Below are 19,177 nucleotides of genomic sequence, written 5' to 3'. Positions count from 1 at the left end.
GAGTCGGCGGCGATCACGCTTCATGGTGGTCCCGCTACGCCCGTCGGGTCACTCCCATTCGATGGTGCCCGGGGGCTTGCTGGTGATGTCGACCACCACGCGGTTGATCTCGCGGACCTCGTTGGTGATGCGGGTGGAGATCCGCTGGAGGACGTCGTACGGGAGCCGGGCCCAGTCGGCGGTCATGGCGTCCTCGCTGGTCACCGGGCGGAGGACGACCGGGTGGCCGTAGGTGCGGCTGTCGCCCTGAACGCCGACGGAGCGCACGTCGGCGAGCAGGACCACCGGGAACTGCCAGATGTCGCGGTCGAGGCCGGCGCGGGTCAGCTCCTCGCGGGCGATGGCGTCGGCCTCGCGGAGCAGGTCGAGGCGGTCGCGGGTGACCTCGCCGATGATGCGGATGCCAAGCCCGGGGCCCGGGAACGGCTGACGCCAGACGATCTCCGAGGGCAGGCCGAGCTGCTCGCCGAGCGCGCGGACCTCGTCCTTGAAGAGCGTGCGCAGCGGCTCGACCAGCGCGAACGCCAGGTCGTCGGGGAGGCCGCCGACGTTGTGGTGGGACTTGATGTTGGCCGCGCCGGTGCCGCCGCCGGACTCCACCACGTCGGGGTAGAGGGTGCCCTGAACGAGGAACTCCACCTCGCCGGAGTCGGCGTGCGCGGCGACGATGTCACGGGCGGCGTTCTCGAAGACCCGGATGAACTCCCGGCCGATGATCTTGCGCTTCTCCTCGGGGTCGGTGACGCCGGCGAGGGCCGCGAGGAAGCGCTCCTGGGCGTCCACCACATGCAGGTCGACACCCGTGGCGGCGACGAAGTCCTTCTCCACCTGCTCGGCCTCGCCCTTGCGCAGCAGGCCGTGGTCGACGAACACACAGGTGAGCTGGGAGCCGATGGCGCGCTGCACGAGGGCGGCGGCCACCGCCGAGTCGACCCCGCCGGACAGGCCGCAGATGGCGCGCTTGTCGCCGACCTGGGCGCGGACGACCTCGATGGACTCCTCGGCGATGTTGACCATCGTCCAGCCGGGACGGCAGCCGGCCGCGTCGAACAGGAAGTGCCGCAGCACCGCCATGCCGTGCTCGGTGTGTATCACCTCGGGGTGGAACTGCACCCCGTACAGGCCGCGCTCGGAGTGCTCCATCGCGGCGACCGGGGTGACGTCGGTGCGCGCGGTCACGGTGAAACCGTCGGGGGCGGCGCTGGTGTGGTCGCGGTGCGACATCCACACCGACTGGGCCTCGGGCAGCCCGGCCAGCAGCGTCCCGCCGTCGATCACGTTGACGGTGGTGCCGCCGTACTCGGCGACGTCGGAGTTCTCCACCAGACCGCCGAGGGCCTGGGCCATCACCTGGTGGCCGTAGCAGATGCCCAGCGTGGGCACCCCGGTCTCGAACAGGCCCGCGGGCGCGGCCGGGGCCCCCGGCTCGTAGACCGAGGAAGGGCCGCCGGACAGGATGATCGCCTTGGGCCGCTTGGCCAGCATCTCCGCCACCGGCATGGTGCACGGGACGATCTCGCTGAAGACATTGCACTCACGGACGCGCCGCGCGATGAGCTGCGCGTACTGGGCGCCGAAGTCGACGACGAGCACCGTGTCGAAGGACTGCTCGACCCGCTCGACCTGCTCCAGGGACACCGATCACGCCTTTCGGAAGACTCGGGACAGATGCTCAAGTCTAGGGCCCCCGCCGCCTGCGCCGATGCCGCCCCCGAGCCCCGGGCGCGCGACGCTTGGTCATCGTCCGGTAACGGACCGCGTCCTTTCGGCGCGCCCTGGGCGTGTCGGCGGCCGTGACTCTGATAACCAGATCTGCGGCCCCCCGTTACCAGCCCCCCTGGAGCATCGTGAAGCCGCTCACCGCCGTGCTCGCCGTCTGCCTCCTCGCCACCGCCGCCGTTCCCCAGCACCCGTCCGCTCCCTCACGCGTGTCCGTGGGCCGGCCCGGCGCGGACGACTGTCCCCCGGCTCAGGCGCGGCTGCGCCCGGGCGAGGGCCGGGACCCCGAACGCAACGAGCTGACGCCCGCACAGGCCGCGAAGGTGGAACGCGAGCTGGCCAAGCTGCTCGGCGGGTTGCGCGGCCGTCATCGGTCGAACCCGCCCACGCGGGTGACGGTGCCCGTGAACTTCCACGTGCTCCATTCGGGGCCCGCCGGGAATCTGACCGACGAGCAGATCGACCGGCAGATCCGGGCGCTCGACTCGTCCTACGACGGCACGCTCGGGGGCGAGGACACCCGGTTCGACTTCGTCCTCCGGGAGGTCACCCGCACCGACGAGCCCCGCTGGTACGCCGACCCGACCCGCCATGAGGCCGACTTCAAGAAGCGTCTCCGCAAGGGGGGCCCCGGCACGCTCAACCTGTACAGCGCCGACCTCGGCGACCAGGTGCTGGGCTGGGCGACGTTCCCCTGGCTCTACAAGAGCACGCCCGCCATGGACGGGGTCGTGGTCCACACGAAGAGCCTGCCGGGCGGCACCATCCCCGGCTTCGACCGCGGATTCACCGCCACCCACGAGGTCGGCCACTGGCTCGGGCTCTACCACACGTTCCAGAACGGCTGCCGGGACCCGGGCGACCGGGTGCCCGACACCTCACCCGAGAACCTGCCGACCGACGGCTGCCCCCTCCACAAGGACACCTGCCCGGGAGGGGACGCCGACCCGATCCACAACTTCATGGATTACTCGCACGACCACTGCATGAGCGAGTTCACCCAGGGCCAGGGCGACCGCATGCACGACGTGTGGACGGCCTACCGCGTCGATCGGGGGCCGGCTCCGCGGGCGGTCGTTCAGGAGTCGCGGTGACGACGTCGGGCGGCGGGCCGGTGGTGGCCGACCCGCCGACGGGGGGTGTCAGGTGATCTCGACGATCGGGAGGCGGAGGGCGGCCGGGGCCGCGACGGGGACCACGGGGTTCTTCGGGGCGACCGGGGTCAGGCGTCGGTAGGCGGAGCCGAGGGCGGGACGGGTGTCCTCCTCGCCCTTGTTCGGCCACATCGACATGGCCCGCTCCGCCTGGGCGGTGATCGTGAGGGACGGGTTCACGCCCAGGTTGGCCGAGATCGCGGAGCCGTCCACCACGTGCAGGCCCTGGTGCCCGTAGACCCGGTGGTAGGGGTCGATGACGCCGTTCTCCGGCGAGGCGCCGATGGCGCAGCCGCCGATGAAGTGCGCGGTGGTGGGGATGTCGAACAGGTCCAGCCAGGTCCCGCCCGCGATGCCGCCGACCTCCTCGGCCAGCTTGCGGGTGGCGTCGTGCGCCTTGGGGATCCAGGTGGGGTTCGGCTCCCCGTGCCCCCGCCCGGCCCGCAGCGTCCAGCCCAGCACGCCCTTGCGCGGCCGGACCGTGATCGAGTTGTCCTTCACCTGCATGACCAGCGCGATCACGATGCGCTCGGACCAGTGCCGATTGTTGAACAGCCGGGGGACGTCCCACGGGTGGGTGAACCCGTACTTGATCATCTTCAGCCAGCGCGGGGCCCTGCCGGAGCCGTCCTCGGCGGTCCCGTCGATCAGCACGGAACGGATGAGGGACATCGCGTTGGAGCCCTTGCCATAGCGGACGGGCTCGATGTGGGTGTCGTCGTCGGGATGGAACGAGGACGTGATCGCCACGCCCTTGGTGTGGTCGTCGCCCTTGCGGCGGAACCGCTCGGCGCCCAGGATCGCCTCGGAGTTGGTCCGGGTGAGCACGCCCAGCCGGTCCGACAGCCGGTTCAGCCGGCCGGTGGCCTTCATCCGGTGCAGCAGCTTCTGGGTGCCGTAGGTGCCGGCCGCGAAGATCACCTGCTCGGCCCGGACGGTGCGCCGGCCGCGGCCCAGCGAGCCGGTGCGGACCAGCTCGATCTCGTACCCGCCACCCTCCAGCGGGGTCACCGAGCGCACGCCGGTCATCGCCATGACCTTGGCGCCCGCCCGCTCGGCCAGGTACAGGTAGTTCTCGGTGAGCATGTTCTTGGCGCCGTGCCGACAGCCGGTCATGCACTCGCCGCACTCGGTGCAGTTGCGGCGGCGCGGGCCGACCCCGCCGAAGTACGGGTCGTCGACCTCCTCGCCGGGCGCGTCGCCGAACAGCACGCCGACGGGGGTGCGGTGGAACGTGTCGCCCCGGCCCATCCGCTCGGCGACCCGCTTCATGGCCTTGTCGGCGGCGGTCATGGTCGGGTTCTCCACCACGCCCAGCATCCGCTTGGCCTGGTCGTAGTGCGGCGCCAGCTCGGCCCGCCAGTCGGTGATCTCTTTCCACTGGGGGTCGTCGTAGAACGGCTGGAGGGGCTCGTACAGCGTGTTGGCGTACACGAGGGACCCGCCGCCGACGCCCGCGCCGGCCAGGACCAGCACCCGGCTGCCCTTCTCGCCGCGCAGCACGTGCATCCGCTGGATGCCGGTCATGCCCAGCCCCGGCGCCCACAGGTAGCGCCGGGCGCGCCAGGACGTCTTGGGCAGCGCGCCGTGCCGGGCGCCGGGGGCTCCGGCCGGGTCGTCGAAGCGGCGACCGATCTCGGCCACCCCGACGCGGTAGCCCTTCTCGGTCAGCCGCAGCGCCGAGACGCTGCCGCCGAATCCCGACCCCACGATCAGCACATCGAAGTCGAACTCCATGGCCTGGTCGCTCTCCCGTCCTGCTATCGAAGCCTGAAGCGCTTCATGAGCTTGATGGCGGTCGCCAACCCGTTGGCGTACCTGTCGTAGCCCAGCGCGGGCGGGGGCTCCAGGTCCATGAAGTGCTGGCTGGCCACCGTCTGGGCCTCGGTGTACTTGAGCAGGCCCTCGGAGCCGTGGCGGCGTCCGACGCCGGACTGCTTCATGCCGCCCATCGGGGCGTCGTAGGAGGCGTACGCCGAGCCGTACCCCTCGTTGATGTTCACGGTGCCGGCCTGGATGCGGGCGGCGACCCGGCGGCCGCGGGCGACGTTGCGCGTCCACACCGAGGCGTTGAGCCCGTAGGGCGTGTCGTTGGCGCGCTCGATGGCCGCGTCCTCGTCGGAGAACTTGTAGACGCTGACCACCGGGCCGAACGTCTCGGTGGCGCACAGCTCCATGTCGCCGGTCACGTCGGCCAGCACGGTCGGCTCGTAGAACAGCGGGCCGAGGTCGGGTCGCGCCTTGCCGCCGGCCAGCAGCGTCGCGCCCTCCTTGACCGCCTGCTCCACGTGCCGGGTGACGACCTCCAACTGGCGCTCGTACGTCAGCGAGCCCATCTCGGCCTCGAAGTCGAGGCCGGTGCCGAGCTTCATGTCCTTGACCCGGGCGACGAACTTGGTCAGGAAGTCGTCGTAGATCCGCTCGTGGACGTACAGGCGTTCCGCCGAGATGCACAACTGACCGGCGTTGGTGAAGCAGGCGCGGACGGCGCCGCGGGCGGCCCGGTCGAGGTCGGCGTCCTCCAGGACCAGCATGGGGTTCTTGCCGCCGAGCTCCATCGAGTAGGAGATCAGCCGGGGCGCGATCCTCTCGACGATGGCCTTGCCGCCCCGGGTGGAGCCGGTGAACGCGACGTAGTCGGCGTTGTCGAGCAGCGGGTCGCCGATCTCGGCGGGGTCGCCCAGCACGATCTGCCACAGGTCCTTGGGCAGGCCGAGACTGATCAGCAGGTCGAGCACCCACAGGCTGGACAGGCAGGTCTGGGTGTCGGGCTTGTGGACGACCGCGTTGCCGGCCATCAGCGCCGGAACGATGTCGCTGGCGCCGAGGGCGAACGGGTAGTTCCACGGCGAGATGAGCCCGACCACGCCCTTGGGGTGCCGCAGCTCGACGGTGCGCGTGGCGATCGGGAACGCGCCCTGCCGCCGCTTGGGCTTGAGCATCTTGCCGGCCCGCCGGGCGTAGTAGAGCGAGCACATCGCCACGTCGAGGAACTCCTCGTACGCGTGGCGGCGGGCCTTGCCGGTCTCGAGCTGGATGACGTCGAGGATCTCCTCGCGCCGGTCGACCAGGGCGTCCACGAGGCGCAGGAACGGCTTGACCCGTTCCCGCACGGGGAGGGCGGCCCAGGCGCGTTGGGCGACCCGGGCCTTGGCGTAGGCGGTGTGGACGTCGTCGGCGCCGGTCAGCGGAAGAGTGGCCAGCGGTTCGCCGGTGAACGGCGCAGGGATGGTGGTGGTGGCGCCCGAGTCGGCGGTCACTCGAGAGGACAGCCGCTCGATGAGGGTGGGCGCGAGCGTCCTCAAGGAGGCGGTGGGCGTTGCCATGCCATGCACCATATGACCCGCCGGCCATCGCCGGCTACCCACAGGTAACCACGTGTTCGCGGTGATCTGGGTCTCGCGCGCCGGATTCCCGGAAAAAGGCCGGACCAGGCCGAATGGACCGTTCCATCAGCCACAGGTTGCGCAACCAGCGGAATGACCATGCATGGGCGGTGTATTCCGTAATCGAGCAGGCGAGGCGAGGCGGGGAGGCATCCGGATGGCCGGTGTCCAGGGGGGCCACAACAGGACCGACGGCGCGCACGGACGCGGGTCCGGAGGCGGCCGCAGGGGGGTGCGCGTGCCCCGAGGGGTGGTCACACGGCGGGAACGACGCGAGTACACGAGGGAGGCGCTCTTGGAGGCGGCACAGCGGCTCTGGGCCGAACGCGGCATCCATGGCGCGTCCCTCGACGACGTGGCCTCCGCCGCCGGGCTCACCAAGGGCGCGGTCTATTCAAACTTCACCGGGAAGACCGATCTGCTGCTGGCCCTTTTGGAGCGTTACACCCACGCCGGTCTCGGCGGGGGCGACGGGGCGCACCGGGAGCCGGGCGACGACGAGCCGGAGTCACCGGGCGAGCGCTACCGGCACTGCTTCCCGACCGAGGAGGCCCGACTGCCGGCCATGCTGCTGGTCGAGCTGTGGCTCTACGGGATGCGCGACTACGCGGCGGGCTGGCGCATGGCCGAGTGGTACGACGAGCGCCGCCGCGACCTGGCGAAGACCCTGCCCGACGCGGACGACGTCCCCGCCGAGCACCGGGCGGCCCTCGTGCTGGCGCTGGGCACCGGGCTGGCCTTCCAGCATCTGATGGACCCCGACCGCGTCCCCGCCGACCTGTACGCCACCGGTCTGCGACTGATCCTCGGGGCCGCCGTGACCTGATCCGGCCTATCCCGTCACATTCCCCTGCAAGGCGGTCGTACCGCCCTAGCCTGTCCCCACGCATCGGACGGGATCTAAGGGGAGCGATGACGGCGCGGCCGGGCGACCGGCGGGACCTGGTGGTGGCGCTGGCGCTGCTCGCGGTGCTCGCCGGCCTGTTCACCCTGTACGGCCCGCTCAACGAGGGCCCGGCGCGCTGGTCGCCGAAGACCCCGCTGGACGAGCGCATCCCGCTGGTCGAGGAACTGGTGATCCCGTACGTCTCGGCGTTGGCGCTGGGGCCGCTGACGCTGCTGCTGTTCCTGTTCACCGCGGTACGGCTGGCGCAGTCGGCCCTGCTCGCCGGGGTGCTGCTGCTGGTCGTGGCCTACCTGTTCTACGTGTTCGCGCAGACGCACGTGGCCCGGCCCGAGGTCACCGGCGACGACGTCTTCGCGGCGACCCTGCGCATGGTCTACGGGAACGACGACGCCTACAACTGCTTCCCGAGCCTGCACACCGGGTTCGCGTTGATCATCGCCGTGCACTGGCTGCGCTATCACCGGCGGCTCGGGGTGTACGTGGCCGCCTGGTGCGCGCTGATCATGGCGTCCACCTTGTTCGTCCACCAGCACTACATCGCCGACATGCTCGCCGGGCTCACGGTGGCGTCCCTGGCCTGCCTCGTCTCCGCGAGGATCGTCCGGCCTCAGGGCGACGACTCGGCCAGCACCTTGCGCAGATAGGAGTGCCGGAACTCGTACACCGGGCCCACCTGCCGCAGCACGTCACGGTCGCGGGCCTCCTCCAGGAACGCCATCAGCCGCCACGGCCACGGTGACTTCCCCTGCGGGGCCAGGATCAGCGTGTAGAGGACCAGGTGCGCCGAGGCGACCAGGCCCGACGTCCGCTTCGACCGCAGCGCCAGCCACCACGGCAGCCCGTACAGCAGCCCGCCGCACAGCGCGCTGGAGACGCCGAGGACTCCCCCGATCAGCGGCCCGATCAACAGCCAGGCCGCCGCGCAACTGCTCAGCCCGTACGCCGCGCCGAAGATCACGACCACGCAGGCGTCCCGCCGGAACAGCACACGGGGACTGGCCAGCCGCACGGTCGCGTCCGGCTGCGCCCCGGTGTAGGCCAGCCCGAGCGGAACGCCGATGATCGCCCCCACCAGCACGGCGCGGTCGGCGCCGCCCACCAGCCAGCCCGCGACGGCCCCGGCCAGCGAGGAGAACAGGGCGCCCTGCAGCATGACCGGCAGCCGCCCCCGACCGCCGAACTGCATCTCCGACGGCTGCGGCAGGTTCCGGGCGGCCTTGACGGCGAGCGGCACGCCGAAGACCAGGCACCCCACCGCTCCCGCGGCCAGGCCCCAGCTCCGGCCCCAGGCGAACCAGGCCGCTCCCCCCGCCGTCAGCGCGGCGGTCGCCCCGGCGGCCAGCCCGCTGACCGCGCCGGCCAGCACCCGGTGCGGGCGTCCGGCCAGCCTCGGCAGCCGCCACCAGGCGATCTCACGCTCACGGCGGTGCTCCATCTCGGCGGCCAGGAACCCGAGCCACCGGCGGACGTCCGCACCGTGCCAACCGCCGCGCCGGGACGAGCGCGGCAGGTCCGGGAACTTCGCGGGAAGCAGCTCACGGGCCAGATGACGCTCGATGTCCGCTGTGGAGGGCAGGGTCAGCAGCTCCTCCGGACGCGTTTCCCCGCGCCGATAGACGTCGCGGGCCAGCGACACCATCAGCGGGGTGGAGAGCACCGTGGCCGCGTCACCGTGCGGGTCGCGGCGCAGCCCCTCGAACAGGGGCTCCCAACGATCGCCGTCGGCCGCCGACCGCTCCAGGTAGTCGACCACGTTGTCCACGTCGAGCGGGAGCAGCTCCGCGACCGACGTCTCGGGGATCGGCCCGCCCTCCCGCACCGCCGCCGTGTACTGGTCGGCCCGGCAGGTCACGACCAGCCCGTACAGCGAGTCGACCACCTCGGCGATCTGCTCGACGGCCTTGCGCCGGGTCTCCCCGCCGTTGGTGCGCAGCTCGTCGAGCCCGTCCAGGATCGGCAGCACCAGCTTGGCGGTCAGCAGCCGCCGGGGCGTGCCGGGCTCGTACCGGGCGCCGCGCAGGAACACGAACTGCTCGGCGAGCCGGGCCTCCATCCAGTCCAGCAGGTCGTCGCGGAGCGGGTCCCAGGTGGCCGCCGACAGCTTGACCGGGACGGGTCCGTCACCGAGGCGCCGACGCCGCTCGACCAGACCGAGGGTGAGCAGCAGCGCCAGCGAGGTCTTGCCGAGGCCCGCCTCACCGATGATCGCGAGCCGCTTGGACGGCACCCGGGAGTACGCCTCGACCAGCGCCGGAATGCCCCGCAGCGCGCACTCGTCGAGATGCTCCTGCGCGGACCGGGCGGCGACCCCTCCCCCGGCCGGTCGCCAGGCGAACGTGAGCAGATCGTCCCCGGAGCCGAGCCGCCGCCTGCGCGCCTCGACGCCCCAGCTCTGCCGCACGGACTCCGCCAGCTCGTCGGCGGCCTCCTCCAGACCCGCGTGGCCGGGCACGTCCTGCCGCCCCATCAGCCAGGTCATCACCGCGAAGATCACCAGCGCGCCGACACCGAGCACCAGGCCGTACCGCGTGCCCCAACCCTCCAGCGGCTCGACCGCCAGCCCCACCACGACGGGGAGCAGCACCGAGGTCAGGAACGACACCAGCCAACCCCTGCCACCGCCGCCACCCCGCGCACCCATGCCGCCAGGGTAAAGGAACGATCACTCTCCGACCATGTCCTAGTACACAGAGTCAGTAGGTGGGCACGATGTCCGGGGCGCCGCGGCGGCGGGCGTCGGCCTCCTGGTCGTCCTCCTGGGTCTGCGAGGCGCGCTCGGCCTCGACCCGCGCCCGGTAGTACTCCACCTCGCGCTCGACCTGCTCCGCCGACCAGCCCAGCACGGGGGCCAGCAGCTCGGCGGCCTCCCGGGCGACGCCGACGCCCCGGTCCCACGCCTCGATGGAGATGCGGGTGCGGCGGGCCAGCACGTCGTTCACGTGCCGGGCCCCCTCGTGCGAGGCCGCGTACACGATCTCGGCCCGCAGGTAGTCGTCGGCTCCGGTGAGGGGCTTGCCCAGGTCGGGGCGTTCGGCGATGACCTGGAGCAGGTCGTCGACCAGGGTGCCGTAGCGCTGGAGCAGGTGCTCGATGCGGGCGACGTGCAGGCCGGAGCGGGCGGCCAGCCGGTGGCGGGAGTTCCACATGGCGGGGAAGCCCTCACCGCCGACCAGCGCGACGCGGTCGGTGCAGGACTCGGCGATCTTGCCGTCCAGGCCGTGCACCACCGCGTCGATGGCGTCCTTGGCCATCACCCGGTAGGTCGTGTACTTGCCGCCCGCGACCAGCACCAGTCCGGGCACCGGATGCGCGACCACGTGCTCGCGGGACAGCTTGGAGGTCTCGTCGGTCTCACCGGTCAGCAGCGGCCGCAGCCCCGCGTAGACGCCCTCGACGTCGTCGTGGTTGAGCGGCGTCACCAGGACCTCGTTGACCTTGTCCAGGACGTAGTCGATGTCGGCCCGCGACGCGGCCGGGTGCGCCTTGTCGAGGTCCCAGGCCGTGTCGGTGGTGCCGATGATCCAGTGCCGACCCCACGGGATGACGAACAGCACCGACTTCTCGGTACGCAGGATGAGGCCGGTCGAGGAGTGGATGCGGTCCTTGGGGACCACCAGGTGGACGCCCTTGGACGCCTTGACGTGGATCTGGCCGCGGCCGCCGACGAGGTCCTGGATGTCGTCGGTCCACACCCCGGTCGCGTTCACGACCTGCCGGGCGCGCACCTCGCGCTTGTGGCCGGACTCCAGGTCGAGGATGCGCACCCCGGTCACCCGCTCGCCCTCGCGCAGGAACCCCACGCACTGCGTCCGGGAGGCGACCCGCGCGCCGTACTCGGCGGCGGTGCGGAGCACGGTCATCACGTAACGGGCGTCGTCGACCTGCGCGTCCCAGTATTGGATGGCCCCGACGAACGCGCTCTTGCGCAGCGCCGGCGCGAGCCTGAGGGCCTTGCGGCGGGTCAGGTGCCGGTGGTGGGGCACACCGCGCGTGTTACCCATCTGGAGGGACAACAGGTCGTACAACGCGACACCCGCCCCGAGGTACCCCCGCTCCCACACGCGGTGGGTGGTGGGGAGCAGGAACGGGACGGGCCGCACCAGATGCGGCGCGATGCGCTGGAGGAGCAGGCTGCGTTCGGTCAGGGCCTCGCGGACCAGGTCGAAGTTGTACTGCTCCAGATAGCGCAGCCCGCCGTGGATCAGCTTGGACGAACGCGACGACGTGCCCGACGCGAAATCGCGGGCCTCCACGACGGCCACCGACAGCCCGCGGGTCGCGGCGTCCAGCGCCGCACCCGCTCCGACGATGCCGGCCCCCACGACGACGACGTCGAACTCCTCGATCGCCATCCGGTCCAGGGCCTCGGCACGCTCCACGGGCCCCAGCCTCGAGGTCCCCAGCCCGGTGATCGGAGATCCGGTCATCGCTTCAGCCCCCCAGTACCGAACGTCCACGAGCTACTTACCCAACAGTAGGGTCCGTACCCGATCGGAGCCACTGGTCACCGGGGAGAGGTGAGGGTCACCCCGTCACGGCACGGTCGGGGCGACGACCACCTGCACCCGCTGGAACTCCTTCAGCTCGGTGTACCCGGCGGTGGCCATCGAACGGCGCAGCGCGCCGATGAGGTTCATCGACCCGTCCGCCACGTGCGACGGGCCGAACAGGATCTGCTCCAGCGTCCCGATCGTGCCCAGCTCCAGCCGGGTGCCGCGCGGCACCTCGCCGTGGTGCGCCTCGCTGCCCCAGTGGTAGCCGCGCCCCGGCGCCTCGGTGGAACGGGCGAACGGGGAGCCGACCATCACGGCGTCGCCGCCGCAGGCGAACGCCTTGGCGATGTCGCCGCTGTTGGTCATGCCGCCGTCGGCGATCACGTGGACGTACCGGCCGCCGGACTCGTCCATGTAGTCACGGCGCGCGGCGGCCACGTCGGCGACCGCGGTCGCCATCGGCACCGCCACACCCAGCACCGTCCGGGTGGTGTGCCCGGAACCGCCGCCGAACCCGACCAGCACGCCGGCCGCGCCCGTCCGCATCAGGTGCAGCGCCGCCGTGTACGTGGAGCAGCCGCCGACGATCACCGGAACGTCGAGGTCGTAGATGAACTGCTTGAGGTTGAGCGGCTCGGCCCGCCCGGACACGTGCTCGGCGGACACCGTGGTGCCCCGGATCACGAACAGATCCACCCCGGCGTCGATCACCGCCTTGTGGAACTGGGCGGTGCGCTGCGGGGACAGCCGCGCCGCGACCGTCACACCCGCCTCTCGGACCTCCGCGATCCGGCGGCCGATCAGCTCCTCCTTGATCGGCTCCATGTAGACCTCCTGGAGCCGTCGGGTGGCGCGCGCGTCGTCCAGCGAGGCGATCTCGGCCATCAGCGGCGCCGGGTCCTCGTACCGGGTCCACAGACCCTCCAGGTCCAGCACCCCGAGCCCGCCGAGCCGCCCGATGGCGATCGCGGTGCCCGGACTGACCACGCTGTCCATCGGGGCCACGACCAGCGGCATCTCGAACCGGTAGGCGTCGATCTGCCAGGCGACGCTGACCTCCTCCGGGTCACGGGTGCGGCGCGACGGCACGATGCCGATCTCGTCGAACGCGTACGCCCGCCGCCCCGTCTTGCCCCGCCCGATCTCAACCTCTCCGGCCACTGGTCTCCCTCGATGTCCGCGCGCTGTTCATGCCGAGAGCATCATCTCAGCGCTCAGGAGCGACCCTGGTAGTTGGGGGCCTCGACGGTCATCTGGACGTCGTGGGGGTGGCTCTCCTTGAGGCCGGCGGCGGTGATCTGCATGAGCTGCCCGGTCTCCTGCAGCTCGGGGATCGTCCGCGTCCCGGCGTACCACATCGACTGGTGCAGGCCGCCGACGAGCTGGTGGGAGACCGCCGACAGCGGGCCGCGGTAGGGGACCTGGCCCTCGATGCCCTCGGGGATGAGCTGGTCCTCGCTGCCGACCTCGGCCTGGGAGTAGCGGTCCTTGGAGTAGGACCTGCCGCGCTCGCGGTTGCGCATGGCGCCGAGCGAGCCCATGCCCCGGTACGACTTGTACTGCTTGCCATGGACGAAGATCAGCTCGCCGGGGGACTCCTCCACCCCGGCCAGCAGGCTGCCCAGCATCACGGTGGACGCGCCCGCCGCGATGGCCTTGGCGATGTCGCCGGAGTACTGCAGGCCGCCGTCGCCGATCACCGGGACCCCGGCCGGACGTGCCGCGCGGGCCGCCTCGTAGATCGCGGTGACCTGGGGGACGCCGACACCCGCCACGACGCGGGTGGTGCAGATGGAGCCGGGGCCGACCCCGACCTTGACACCGTCGGCGCCGGCCTCGATCAACGCCCGGGCGCCGGCGAACGTGGCGACGTTGCCGCCGATGACGTCCACGCCCCGGGTGTTGGCCTTGATCTTGGAGATGGTGTCGAGCACGCCCTTGGAGTGGCCCTGCGCCACGTCCACGATGAGCACGTCGGTGCCGGCCTCGATCAGCGCCTGGGCGCGGGCGATGCCGTCCTCGCCGACCCCCACGGCGGCGCCGACCAGCAGCCGGCCGTCGGCGTCCTTGGTGGCGTCGGGGTACTGCTCGCTCTTGGCGAAGTCCTTGACGGTGATCAGCCCGCGGAGCCGTCCGGTGGCGTCGGTCAGCGGCAGCTTCTCGATCTTGTTGTGCGCCAGCAGCCGGAACGCCTCCTCCTTGGAGACGTCCACCGGCGCGGTCACCAGCGGCATCGCCGTCATGACCTCGCGGACCGGCCGGGACGGGTCGCTCTCGAAGCGGGTGTCGCGGTTGGTCACGATGCCGACCAGCACGCCGTCCGCGTCGATGACCGGCACCCCGGAGATCCGGAAGCGGGCGCACAACTGCTCGACCTCGGCCAGGGTGGCGTCCGGCCCGCAGGTCACCGGCTTGGTGATCATGCCGTTCTCGGAGCGCTTGACCATGTCGGCCTGCTCGGCCTGATCGGTGATCGACAGGTTGCGGTGCAGGATGCCGATGCCGCCCTGGCGGGCCATGGCGATGGCCATCCGCGCCTCGGTCACGGTGTCCATGGCGGCCGACACCAGCGGGATGCGCAGACCGACGTTACGGCTCAGCCGGGTGCCGGTGTCCGCCTCCCCCGGCTGGAGGTCGCTGTAGGACGGCAGCAACAGCACGTCGTCGAACGTCAGGCCCGGTGGGAGGAACTTGGCGGGCTCCGCAGCGGGGTTCATGGCAACCTTTCGCGGTCGTATGGTGGCCCAGATGGCGCTGGTCCGGCCTGGTCACGGCGGTATCCCTCCATCGTAGGACCTGCCGGTCGACGCCACCCGGGGTCCGGGCGGGCCCACCGCCGGGTCCCCCTGCGAGAAACAACACACCCGGGAGTCCGGAAAGTCCCCGGACATCCGGACCGCAGAACGTTCCGGCGGCGGGTTGACCGCCGGCTCGTCCCGCGCAGTAGCGTGGGGTTGTGCACGATGATGTCCCGCTCGACCCGTTCGCCGGTGATCCGGACGATCCGGCCGCGGCGCTCGGCGACCCCAGCGAGGAGACCGCCCCGCTGAGCGTCACCGAGCGCGAGGACGTGCTGGCCGACCTGGCGGACCTCGAGGTCTTTCGCGCCCTGCTGGAGCCGCTGGGCGTGCGCGGACTCACCGTGGACTGCGGAGACTGCGGCAAGCAGCACTACATCGACTGGGAGCTGCTGCACGGCAACCTGCGCCACCTCCTGGACGAGGGGCTGCCCCGCGTGCACGAGCCCGCCCTGTCCCCCGACCCGGTCGACTACGTGAGCTGGGAGTACGCCCGCGGCTACGTCGACGGCGTGATCGACAGCGAAGAGGGACGGGACACGCCCTAGCGGCGGTCCCCCCGTGCTGCGGGCGGGCACCCATCGCGTCCGGGCGCCGGGGTCGGGACACGCCCCGCGTCCGTTCCCGACCCGCGCCCGGTACCGCGCTCAGGGGTCAGGAACACGCCCCGCGTCCGTTCCCGACCCGCGCCCGGTACCGCGCTCAGGGGTCGGGACATGCCCTAGCGGCCGTTCCCCGTTCCGCGGTCGCGGGTGGTGCCGTTCCCTCGATCGACGACGCGCCGGAGCAGCGGCACGCGCAGCCCCTTGTCCGCGAACGGCAGAACGCTCCGCGGTCGGGTCTCGGAACGGGGGCTCTGAGGGTCGTCGACGCCGGGCGGGGGCGCGGGGGCCCGTCGGGGGCCGAGTTCGTCCTTCGGGTGCGGACGGACGCCGCCGAGACGCTGCTCGCCGTCCCGGTCGCGCAGGCGTTCACCGGATCGGGGGCGGGGCCTGGCGGGCGCGGCCTCGGCCGGCGGCTCCGGTGACCGCCGTGGGCCCGCGTCCGCCACGGGGGCGGTCTGCACCGGCCGCGACGCGAAGCTCGCCCGCAGCCCGCCGCGCCGGACCCGGAGGCCGACCGTGGTCTCCCGCTCCCGCGTGTGGCGTTCACCCGCGCCGGGGCCCGGCGACAGACGGTCGGAGAGCCCGCCCTGGGCGGCCGCGACCCCCGTGGTCGCCAGCACGCCGGTCAGCAGCGGACCCATCACGCCGATCACCACGATCATGCGGGGCCTGCGATGCCGCCCGCCCCGACCCGACTCGGCACCGGGCTCGGATGCGGGCACCGTGGTGATGACGGTCGCCGGAACCGGACGCGGACGTCGATCGGCGGACGGTCGGTGGGTGTCGGCGTCCACGTCGGCGACCAGCGCGTGCAGCAGTCGGACGGCGGGGTCGGCGCGCTCGGGCCGTTCCGTGCGGTCCGTGGGCGGCAGGGGCGCGCGCGCCGCCAACGCCTCCATCAGCGCGTCGCTGCGGCGAACCGCGGTCAGGTTCCAGAACGCCGACCCCGGCGTGTCGCCGCCGCTCGGAGGGTCGGCCGGATCCGGGGCGACGTCGCTCCGTTCCGTCAAGCCGACTCCTCACTGGCCATCGCCCGCAGCCGGGCCAGCGCCCGATGCTGCGCCACCCTCACCGCGCCCGCGGACATGCCCAGCACATTACCGGTCTCCTCCGCCGACAGCCCCGCCACCACCCGCAGCAGCACCAGTTCGCGCTGGTGGTCGGGCAGCCGGGTCAGCAGGTCGCGGGCCCGTTCCGCCTCGATGTAGCGGACCACCGTCTCCTCGGGCCCCGGGCGGTCGTCGGGACCGTCCGGCAGGTCCTCGGTGGGCACCGCGGCCCGCACCGCGCTCCGCAGCGCGTCGGCGATCTTGTGCGCGGCGATGCCGAACACGAACGACGCGAACGGCCGCCCCATGTCGCGGTAGCGCGGCAGCGCCGACAGCACCGCGATGCAGACCTCCTGGGCCACGTCGTCGGCGATGTGGTACTGCCCGGAGATCCGGCCCAGCCGGGCCCGGCAGTAGCGCACCACCATCGGGCGCACCTGCCCGATCAACACCTCGATGGCCCCCGGATCGCCCTGGACGGCCAGGGTGGTCAGATCCCCCAGATCGCTCTCGTCATGGCGCACCGCCGTGCGCAGGACCCGGGCTTCGCTCGTCATAGCACGCCTCCCCGATCAGATAGCGCGCGTGTCCTGGTCCCCGCGAAGCATCCCTCGGTCACGTAGAGCATGATGCCCAGCGGAATCGGGCCTGTCTCCACTGTGCACGGCAACGGAATGGTCACAGTGCAGAGTCGACCCCGCCGATCTCACAAAACGCGATGATTCCGCCTCGTACGGTGCCGATACTCGGGGCATCCGCCTGGTTTTTCCGCAATTTGCATTCGGCGGCGTTCCCCCGGGAACCGAGGCCCGTGAACCGAAAAGGTCCCCACCGCGAACGGGTGGGGACCTTCGGGGATCCGGGGGTCGCCCCCCGGACCGGCCGGCTCGTCGGCGGATCAGTGGCCGTGACCGTGGCCGTGACCGCCCGAGGCGGGCTCCTCCTCCTCGGGCTTCTCGACCACGAGGGCCTCGGTGCTCAGCAGCATGCCGGCGATCGAGGCGGCGTTGGTGACGGCCGAACGGGTCACCTTCACCGGGTCGATGACACCTTGGGCGATGAGGTCGCCGTACTCGCCGGTGGCGGCGTTGTAGCCGTGCCCGGCGGGCAGGTCGGTCACCTTGGCGACGACGACGTAGCCCTCCTGGCCCGCGTTCTCGGCGATCCAGCGGGCGGGCTCGACCAGCGAGCGGCGCAGCGCCTCGGCGCCGGTGGCCTCGTCGCCGGTCAGGCCGAGGGCGTCGAAGCCCTCCTTGGCCACGTGCACCAGCGCGCTGCCGCCGCCGGCGACGATGCCCTCCTCGATGGCCGCGCGGGTCGCGGAGATCGCGTCCTCCAGGCGGTGCTTCTTCTCCTTGAGCTCCACCTCGGTGGCGGCGCCGACGCGCAGCACGCACACGCCGCCGGCCAGCTTGGCGAGGCGCTCCTGGAGCTTCTCGCGGTCCCAGTCGGAGTCGCTGTTCTCGATCTCGACCTTGATCTGGCGGATCCGGGCCTCGATGTCGGCGGCGTCGCCCTCGCCGTCCACGATGGTGGTGGCGTCCTTGGTGACGGTGATCCGACGGGCGCGGCCCAGGTCCTCGACGCCGATCGAGTCGAGCTTGAGGCCGATGGCCTCGCTGACGACCTGACCGCCGGTCAGCGCGGCCATGTCGCCCAGCATCGCCTTGCGGCGGTCGCCGAACCCGGGCGCCTTGACGCCGGCCGACAGGAAGGTGCCGCGGATCTTGTTGGCGACCAGCAGGGCCAGCGCCTCGCCCTCGACGTCCTCGGCCACCACGAGCAGCGGCTTCTTCGTCTGGGCGACCTTCTCGGCCAGCGGCAGGAACTCCTGGACGTTGGAGATCTTGCCCTCGTGGATGAGCACGTAGGCGTCCTCCAGGACGGCCTCCATGCGCTCGGAGTCGGTCACCATGTGCGGCGACAGGTAGCCCTTGTCGAACTGGAGGCCCTCGGTGAACTCCAGCTCCAGGCCCATCGTGTGGGACTCCTCGACGGTGATCACACCGTCCTTGCCCACCTTCTCGAACGCCTCGGCGATCAGCTCGCCGATCTGGGCGTCCTGCGCGGAGATGGTCGCGACGTGGGCGATCTCCTCCTTCTCCTCCACCTCGCGGGCGGCCTTGAGGAGCTGGTCGGAGACGAACCCGGCGGCGGTGTCGATGCCGCGCTTGAGGGCCAGCGGGGAGGCGCCCGCGGCCACGTTGCGCAGGCCCTCGCGGACCAGCGCCTGGGCCAACACCGTCGCAGTGGTGGTGCCGTCACCGGCGACGTCGTTGGTCTTGGTCGCCACCTCCTTGGCGAGCTGGGCCCCCAGGTTCTCGTAGGGGTTCTCCAGCTCGACCTCGCGGGCGATGGTGACGCCGTCGTTGGTGATGGTCGGCGCGCCGAACTTCTTGTCGATGACGACGTTGCGGCCGCGCGGGCCGATCGTCACCTTGACGGCGTCGGCGAGGGCGTTGACGCCACGCTCCAGCGACCGGCGCGCGTCCTCGTCGAACTCCAGGATCTTCGCCATGGAAAGGGTCCTCTCACGCACGCGCCCCGGCCGCCCACAACGGGGATCGGCCGGGGCGGTGCATCGGTACGTCGGTGGTTACTTCTCGATGACCGCGAGCACGTCGCGGGCCGAGAGCACGAGGTACTCCTCGTTGTTGTACTTGACCTCGGTGCCGCCGTACTTGCTGTAGAGGACGACGTCCCCGACCTTGACGTCGATCGGGACGCGGGCGCCCTTGTCGTCGACGCGGCCCGGGCCCACCGCCAGGACGGTGCCCTCCTGCGGCTTCTCCTTGGCCGTGTCGGGGATCACGAGCCCCGACGCGGTGGTGGTCTCGGCCTCAAGCGGCTGGACGACGATGCGGTCCTCGAGCGGCTTGAGAACAACCTTGGTGGCGGTCGTCACGATCTGACCTCCCCTTCGATGGTCCTCGGCCGGCCTCGAACGGGGCCGGCCGCACATGTGACAGAAGAGGCGACCCTGGACCGGCCTGTCGTCGCGGGTGCCAGACCGACCTTTGTCGCTGATTGGCACTCTCCCATGTCGAGTGCCAGTCGTGAGGTTAT

15 protein-coding genes are annotated in these 19,177 nt (G+C 71.8%); 4 read left to right on the top strand and 11 right to left on the bottom strand.

Going from position 1 to position 19,177, the window contains the following annotated elements; translation table 11 throughout:
- Positions 1-48: 48 nt before the first annotated feature.
- Positions 49-1,632 carry a glutamine-hydrolyzing GMP synthase gene (guaA, locus tag DFJ69_RS18090; protein WP_116026712.1) on the bottom strand — a complete coding sequence of 528 codons (1,584 nt, stop codon included), beginning with the start codon at positions 1,630-1,632 and terminating at the stop codon, positions 49-51.
- Between the two features lie 215 nt (positions 1,633-1,847).
- Here guaA and DFJ69_RS18085 point away from each other — a divergent pair, with 215 nt between their 5' ends.
- Entirely contained in the window at positions 1,848-2,813 is a 966-nt protein-coding gene (locus tag DFJ69_RS18085; RefSeq protein WP_116023689.1) for a zinc metalloprotease, read from the top strand.
- 48 nt (positions 2,814-2,861) lie between these two features.
- Here DFJ69_RS18085 and DFJ69_RS18080 read toward each other — a convergent pair whose 3' ends face one another.
- Both DFJ69_RS18080 and DFJ69_RS18075 read right to left on the bottom strand, forming a co-directional pair.
- Complete coding sequence (locus DFJ69_RS18080) at positions 2,862-4,610, bottom strand: GMC family oxidoreductase (protein WP_116023688.1); 1,749 nt, start codon at positions 4,608-4,610, stop codon at positions 2,862-2,864.
- 23 nt (positions 4,611-4,633) lie between these two features.
- Positions 4,634-6,199 (bottom strand): succinic semialdehyde dehydrogenase, encoded by a 1,566-nt coding sequence (locus tag DFJ69_RS18075; protein ID WP_116026711.1) that lies wholly within the window; start codon positions 6,197-6,199, stop codon positions 4,634-4,636.
- A gap of 298 nt (positions 6,200-6,497) precedes the next feature.
- Between DFJ69_RS18075 and DFJ69_RS18070 the strand changes: the two genes are divergently transcribed.
- Together DFJ69_RS18070 and DFJ69_RS18065 are read left to right on the top strand one after the other, a co-directional pair.
- The gene (locus DFJ69_RS18070; RefSeq protein WP_245974438.1) at positions 6,498-7,085 is read left to right on the top strand and encodes a TetR/AcrR family transcriptional regulator; all 588 of its coding nucleotides are present in this window, start codon (positions 6,498-6,500) and stop codon (positions 7,083-7,085) included.
- 86 nt (positions 7,086-7,171) lie between these two features.
- On the top strand, positions 7,172-7,810 hold the full coding sequence (locus DFJ69_RS18065; protein WP_116023686.1) for a phosphatase PAP2 family protein: 639 nt from the start codon (positions 7,172-7,174) through the stop codon (positions 7,808-7,810).
- On the opposite strand, the gene DFJ69_RS18060 is transcribed toward DFJ69_RS18065, so the two are convergent.
- The 4 genes from DFJ69_RS18060 to guaB form a co-directional block, all read right to left on the bottom strand.
- The gene (locus DFJ69_RS18060; RefSeq protein WP_147312355.1) at positions 7,774-9,807 is read right to left on the bottom strand and encodes an NACHT domain-containing protein; all 2,034 of its coding nucleotides are present in this window, start codon (positions 9,805-9,807) and stop codon (positions 7,774-7,776) included. The genes DFJ69_RS18065 and DFJ69_RS18060 overlap by 37 nt on opposite strands.
- Positions 9,808-9,859: 52 nt before the next feature.
- On the bottom strand, positions 9,860-11,593 hold the full coding sequence (locus DFJ69_RS18055) for a glycerol-3-phosphate dehydrogenase/oxidase (RefSeq protein ID WP_116023684.1): 1,734 nt from the start codon (positions 11,591-11,593) through the stop codon (positions 9,860-9,862).
- Positions 11,594-11,698: 105 nt separating this feature from the next.
- Positions 11,699-12,820: a GuaB3 family IMP dehydrogenase-related protein gene (locus DFJ69_RS18050; protein WP_116023683.1), complete on the bottom strand. Its 1,122-nt coding sequence runs from the start codon at positions 12,818-12,820 to the stop codon at positions 11,699-11,701.
- A 53-nt stretch (positions 12,821-12,873) separates the two neighbouring features.
- Complete coding sequence (guaB, locus tag DFJ69_RS18045; RefSeq protein ID WP_116023682.1) at positions 12,874-14,376, bottom strand: IMP dehydrogenase; 1,503 nt, start codon at positions 14,374-14,376, stop codon at positions 12,874-12,876.
- A 239-nt stretch (positions 14,377-14,615) separates the two neighbouring features.
- Between guaB and DFJ69_RS18040 the strand changes: the two genes are divergently transcribed.
- On the top strand, positions 14,616-15,005 hold the full coding sequence (locus DFJ69_RS18040; RefSeq protein ID WP_116023681.1) for a DUF5319 domain-containing protein: 390 nt from the start codon (positions 14,616-14,618) through the stop codon (positions 15,003-15,005).
- 173 nt (positions 15,006-15,178) lie between these two features.
- On the opposite strand, the gene DFJ69_RS18035 is transcribed toward DFJ69_RS18040, so the two are convergent.
- From DFJ69_RS18035 to groES, 4 genes are all read right to left on the bottom strand, one after another.
- Entirely contained in the window at positions 15,179-16,072 is an 894-nt protein-coding gene (locus DFJ69_RS18035; protein WP_116023680.1) for a hypothetical protein, read from the bottom strand.
- Positions 16,069-16,668: a sigma-70 family RNA polymerase sigma factor gene (locus DFJ69_RS18030; protein ID WP_116023679.1), complete on the bottom strand. Its 600-nt coding sequence runs from the start codon at positions 16,666-16,668 to the stop codon at positions 16,069-16,071. Before DFJ69_RS18030 ends, DFJ69_RS18035 begins: the two co-directional genes overlap by 4 nt.
- 341 nt (positions 16,669-17,009) lie before the next feature.
- Complete coding sequence (gene groL / locus DFJ69_RS18025; RefSeq protein ID WP_116023678.1) at positions 17,010-18,629, bottom strand: chaperonin GroEL; 1,620 nt, start codon at positions 18,627-18,629, stop codon at positions 17,010-17,012.
- Positions 18,630-18,707: 78 nt separating this feature from the next.
- Positions 18,708-19,016, bottom strand: a complete 309-nt coding sequence (gene groES / locus DFJ69_RS18020) for a co-chaperone GroES (RefSeq protein ID WP_116023677.1) — start codon at positions 19,014-19,016, stop codon at positions 18,708-18,710.
- Positions 19,017-19,177 lie beyond the last annotated feature (161 nt).

This window comes from Thermomonospora umbrina, from assembly GCF_003386555.1.
GTDB classification, from domain to species: Bacteria; Actinomycetota; Actinomycetes; order Streptosporangiales; family Streptosporangiaceae; genus Thermomonospora; species Thermomonospora umbrina.
This window is presented reverse-complemented; position numbering and strand designations above follow the sequence as displayed.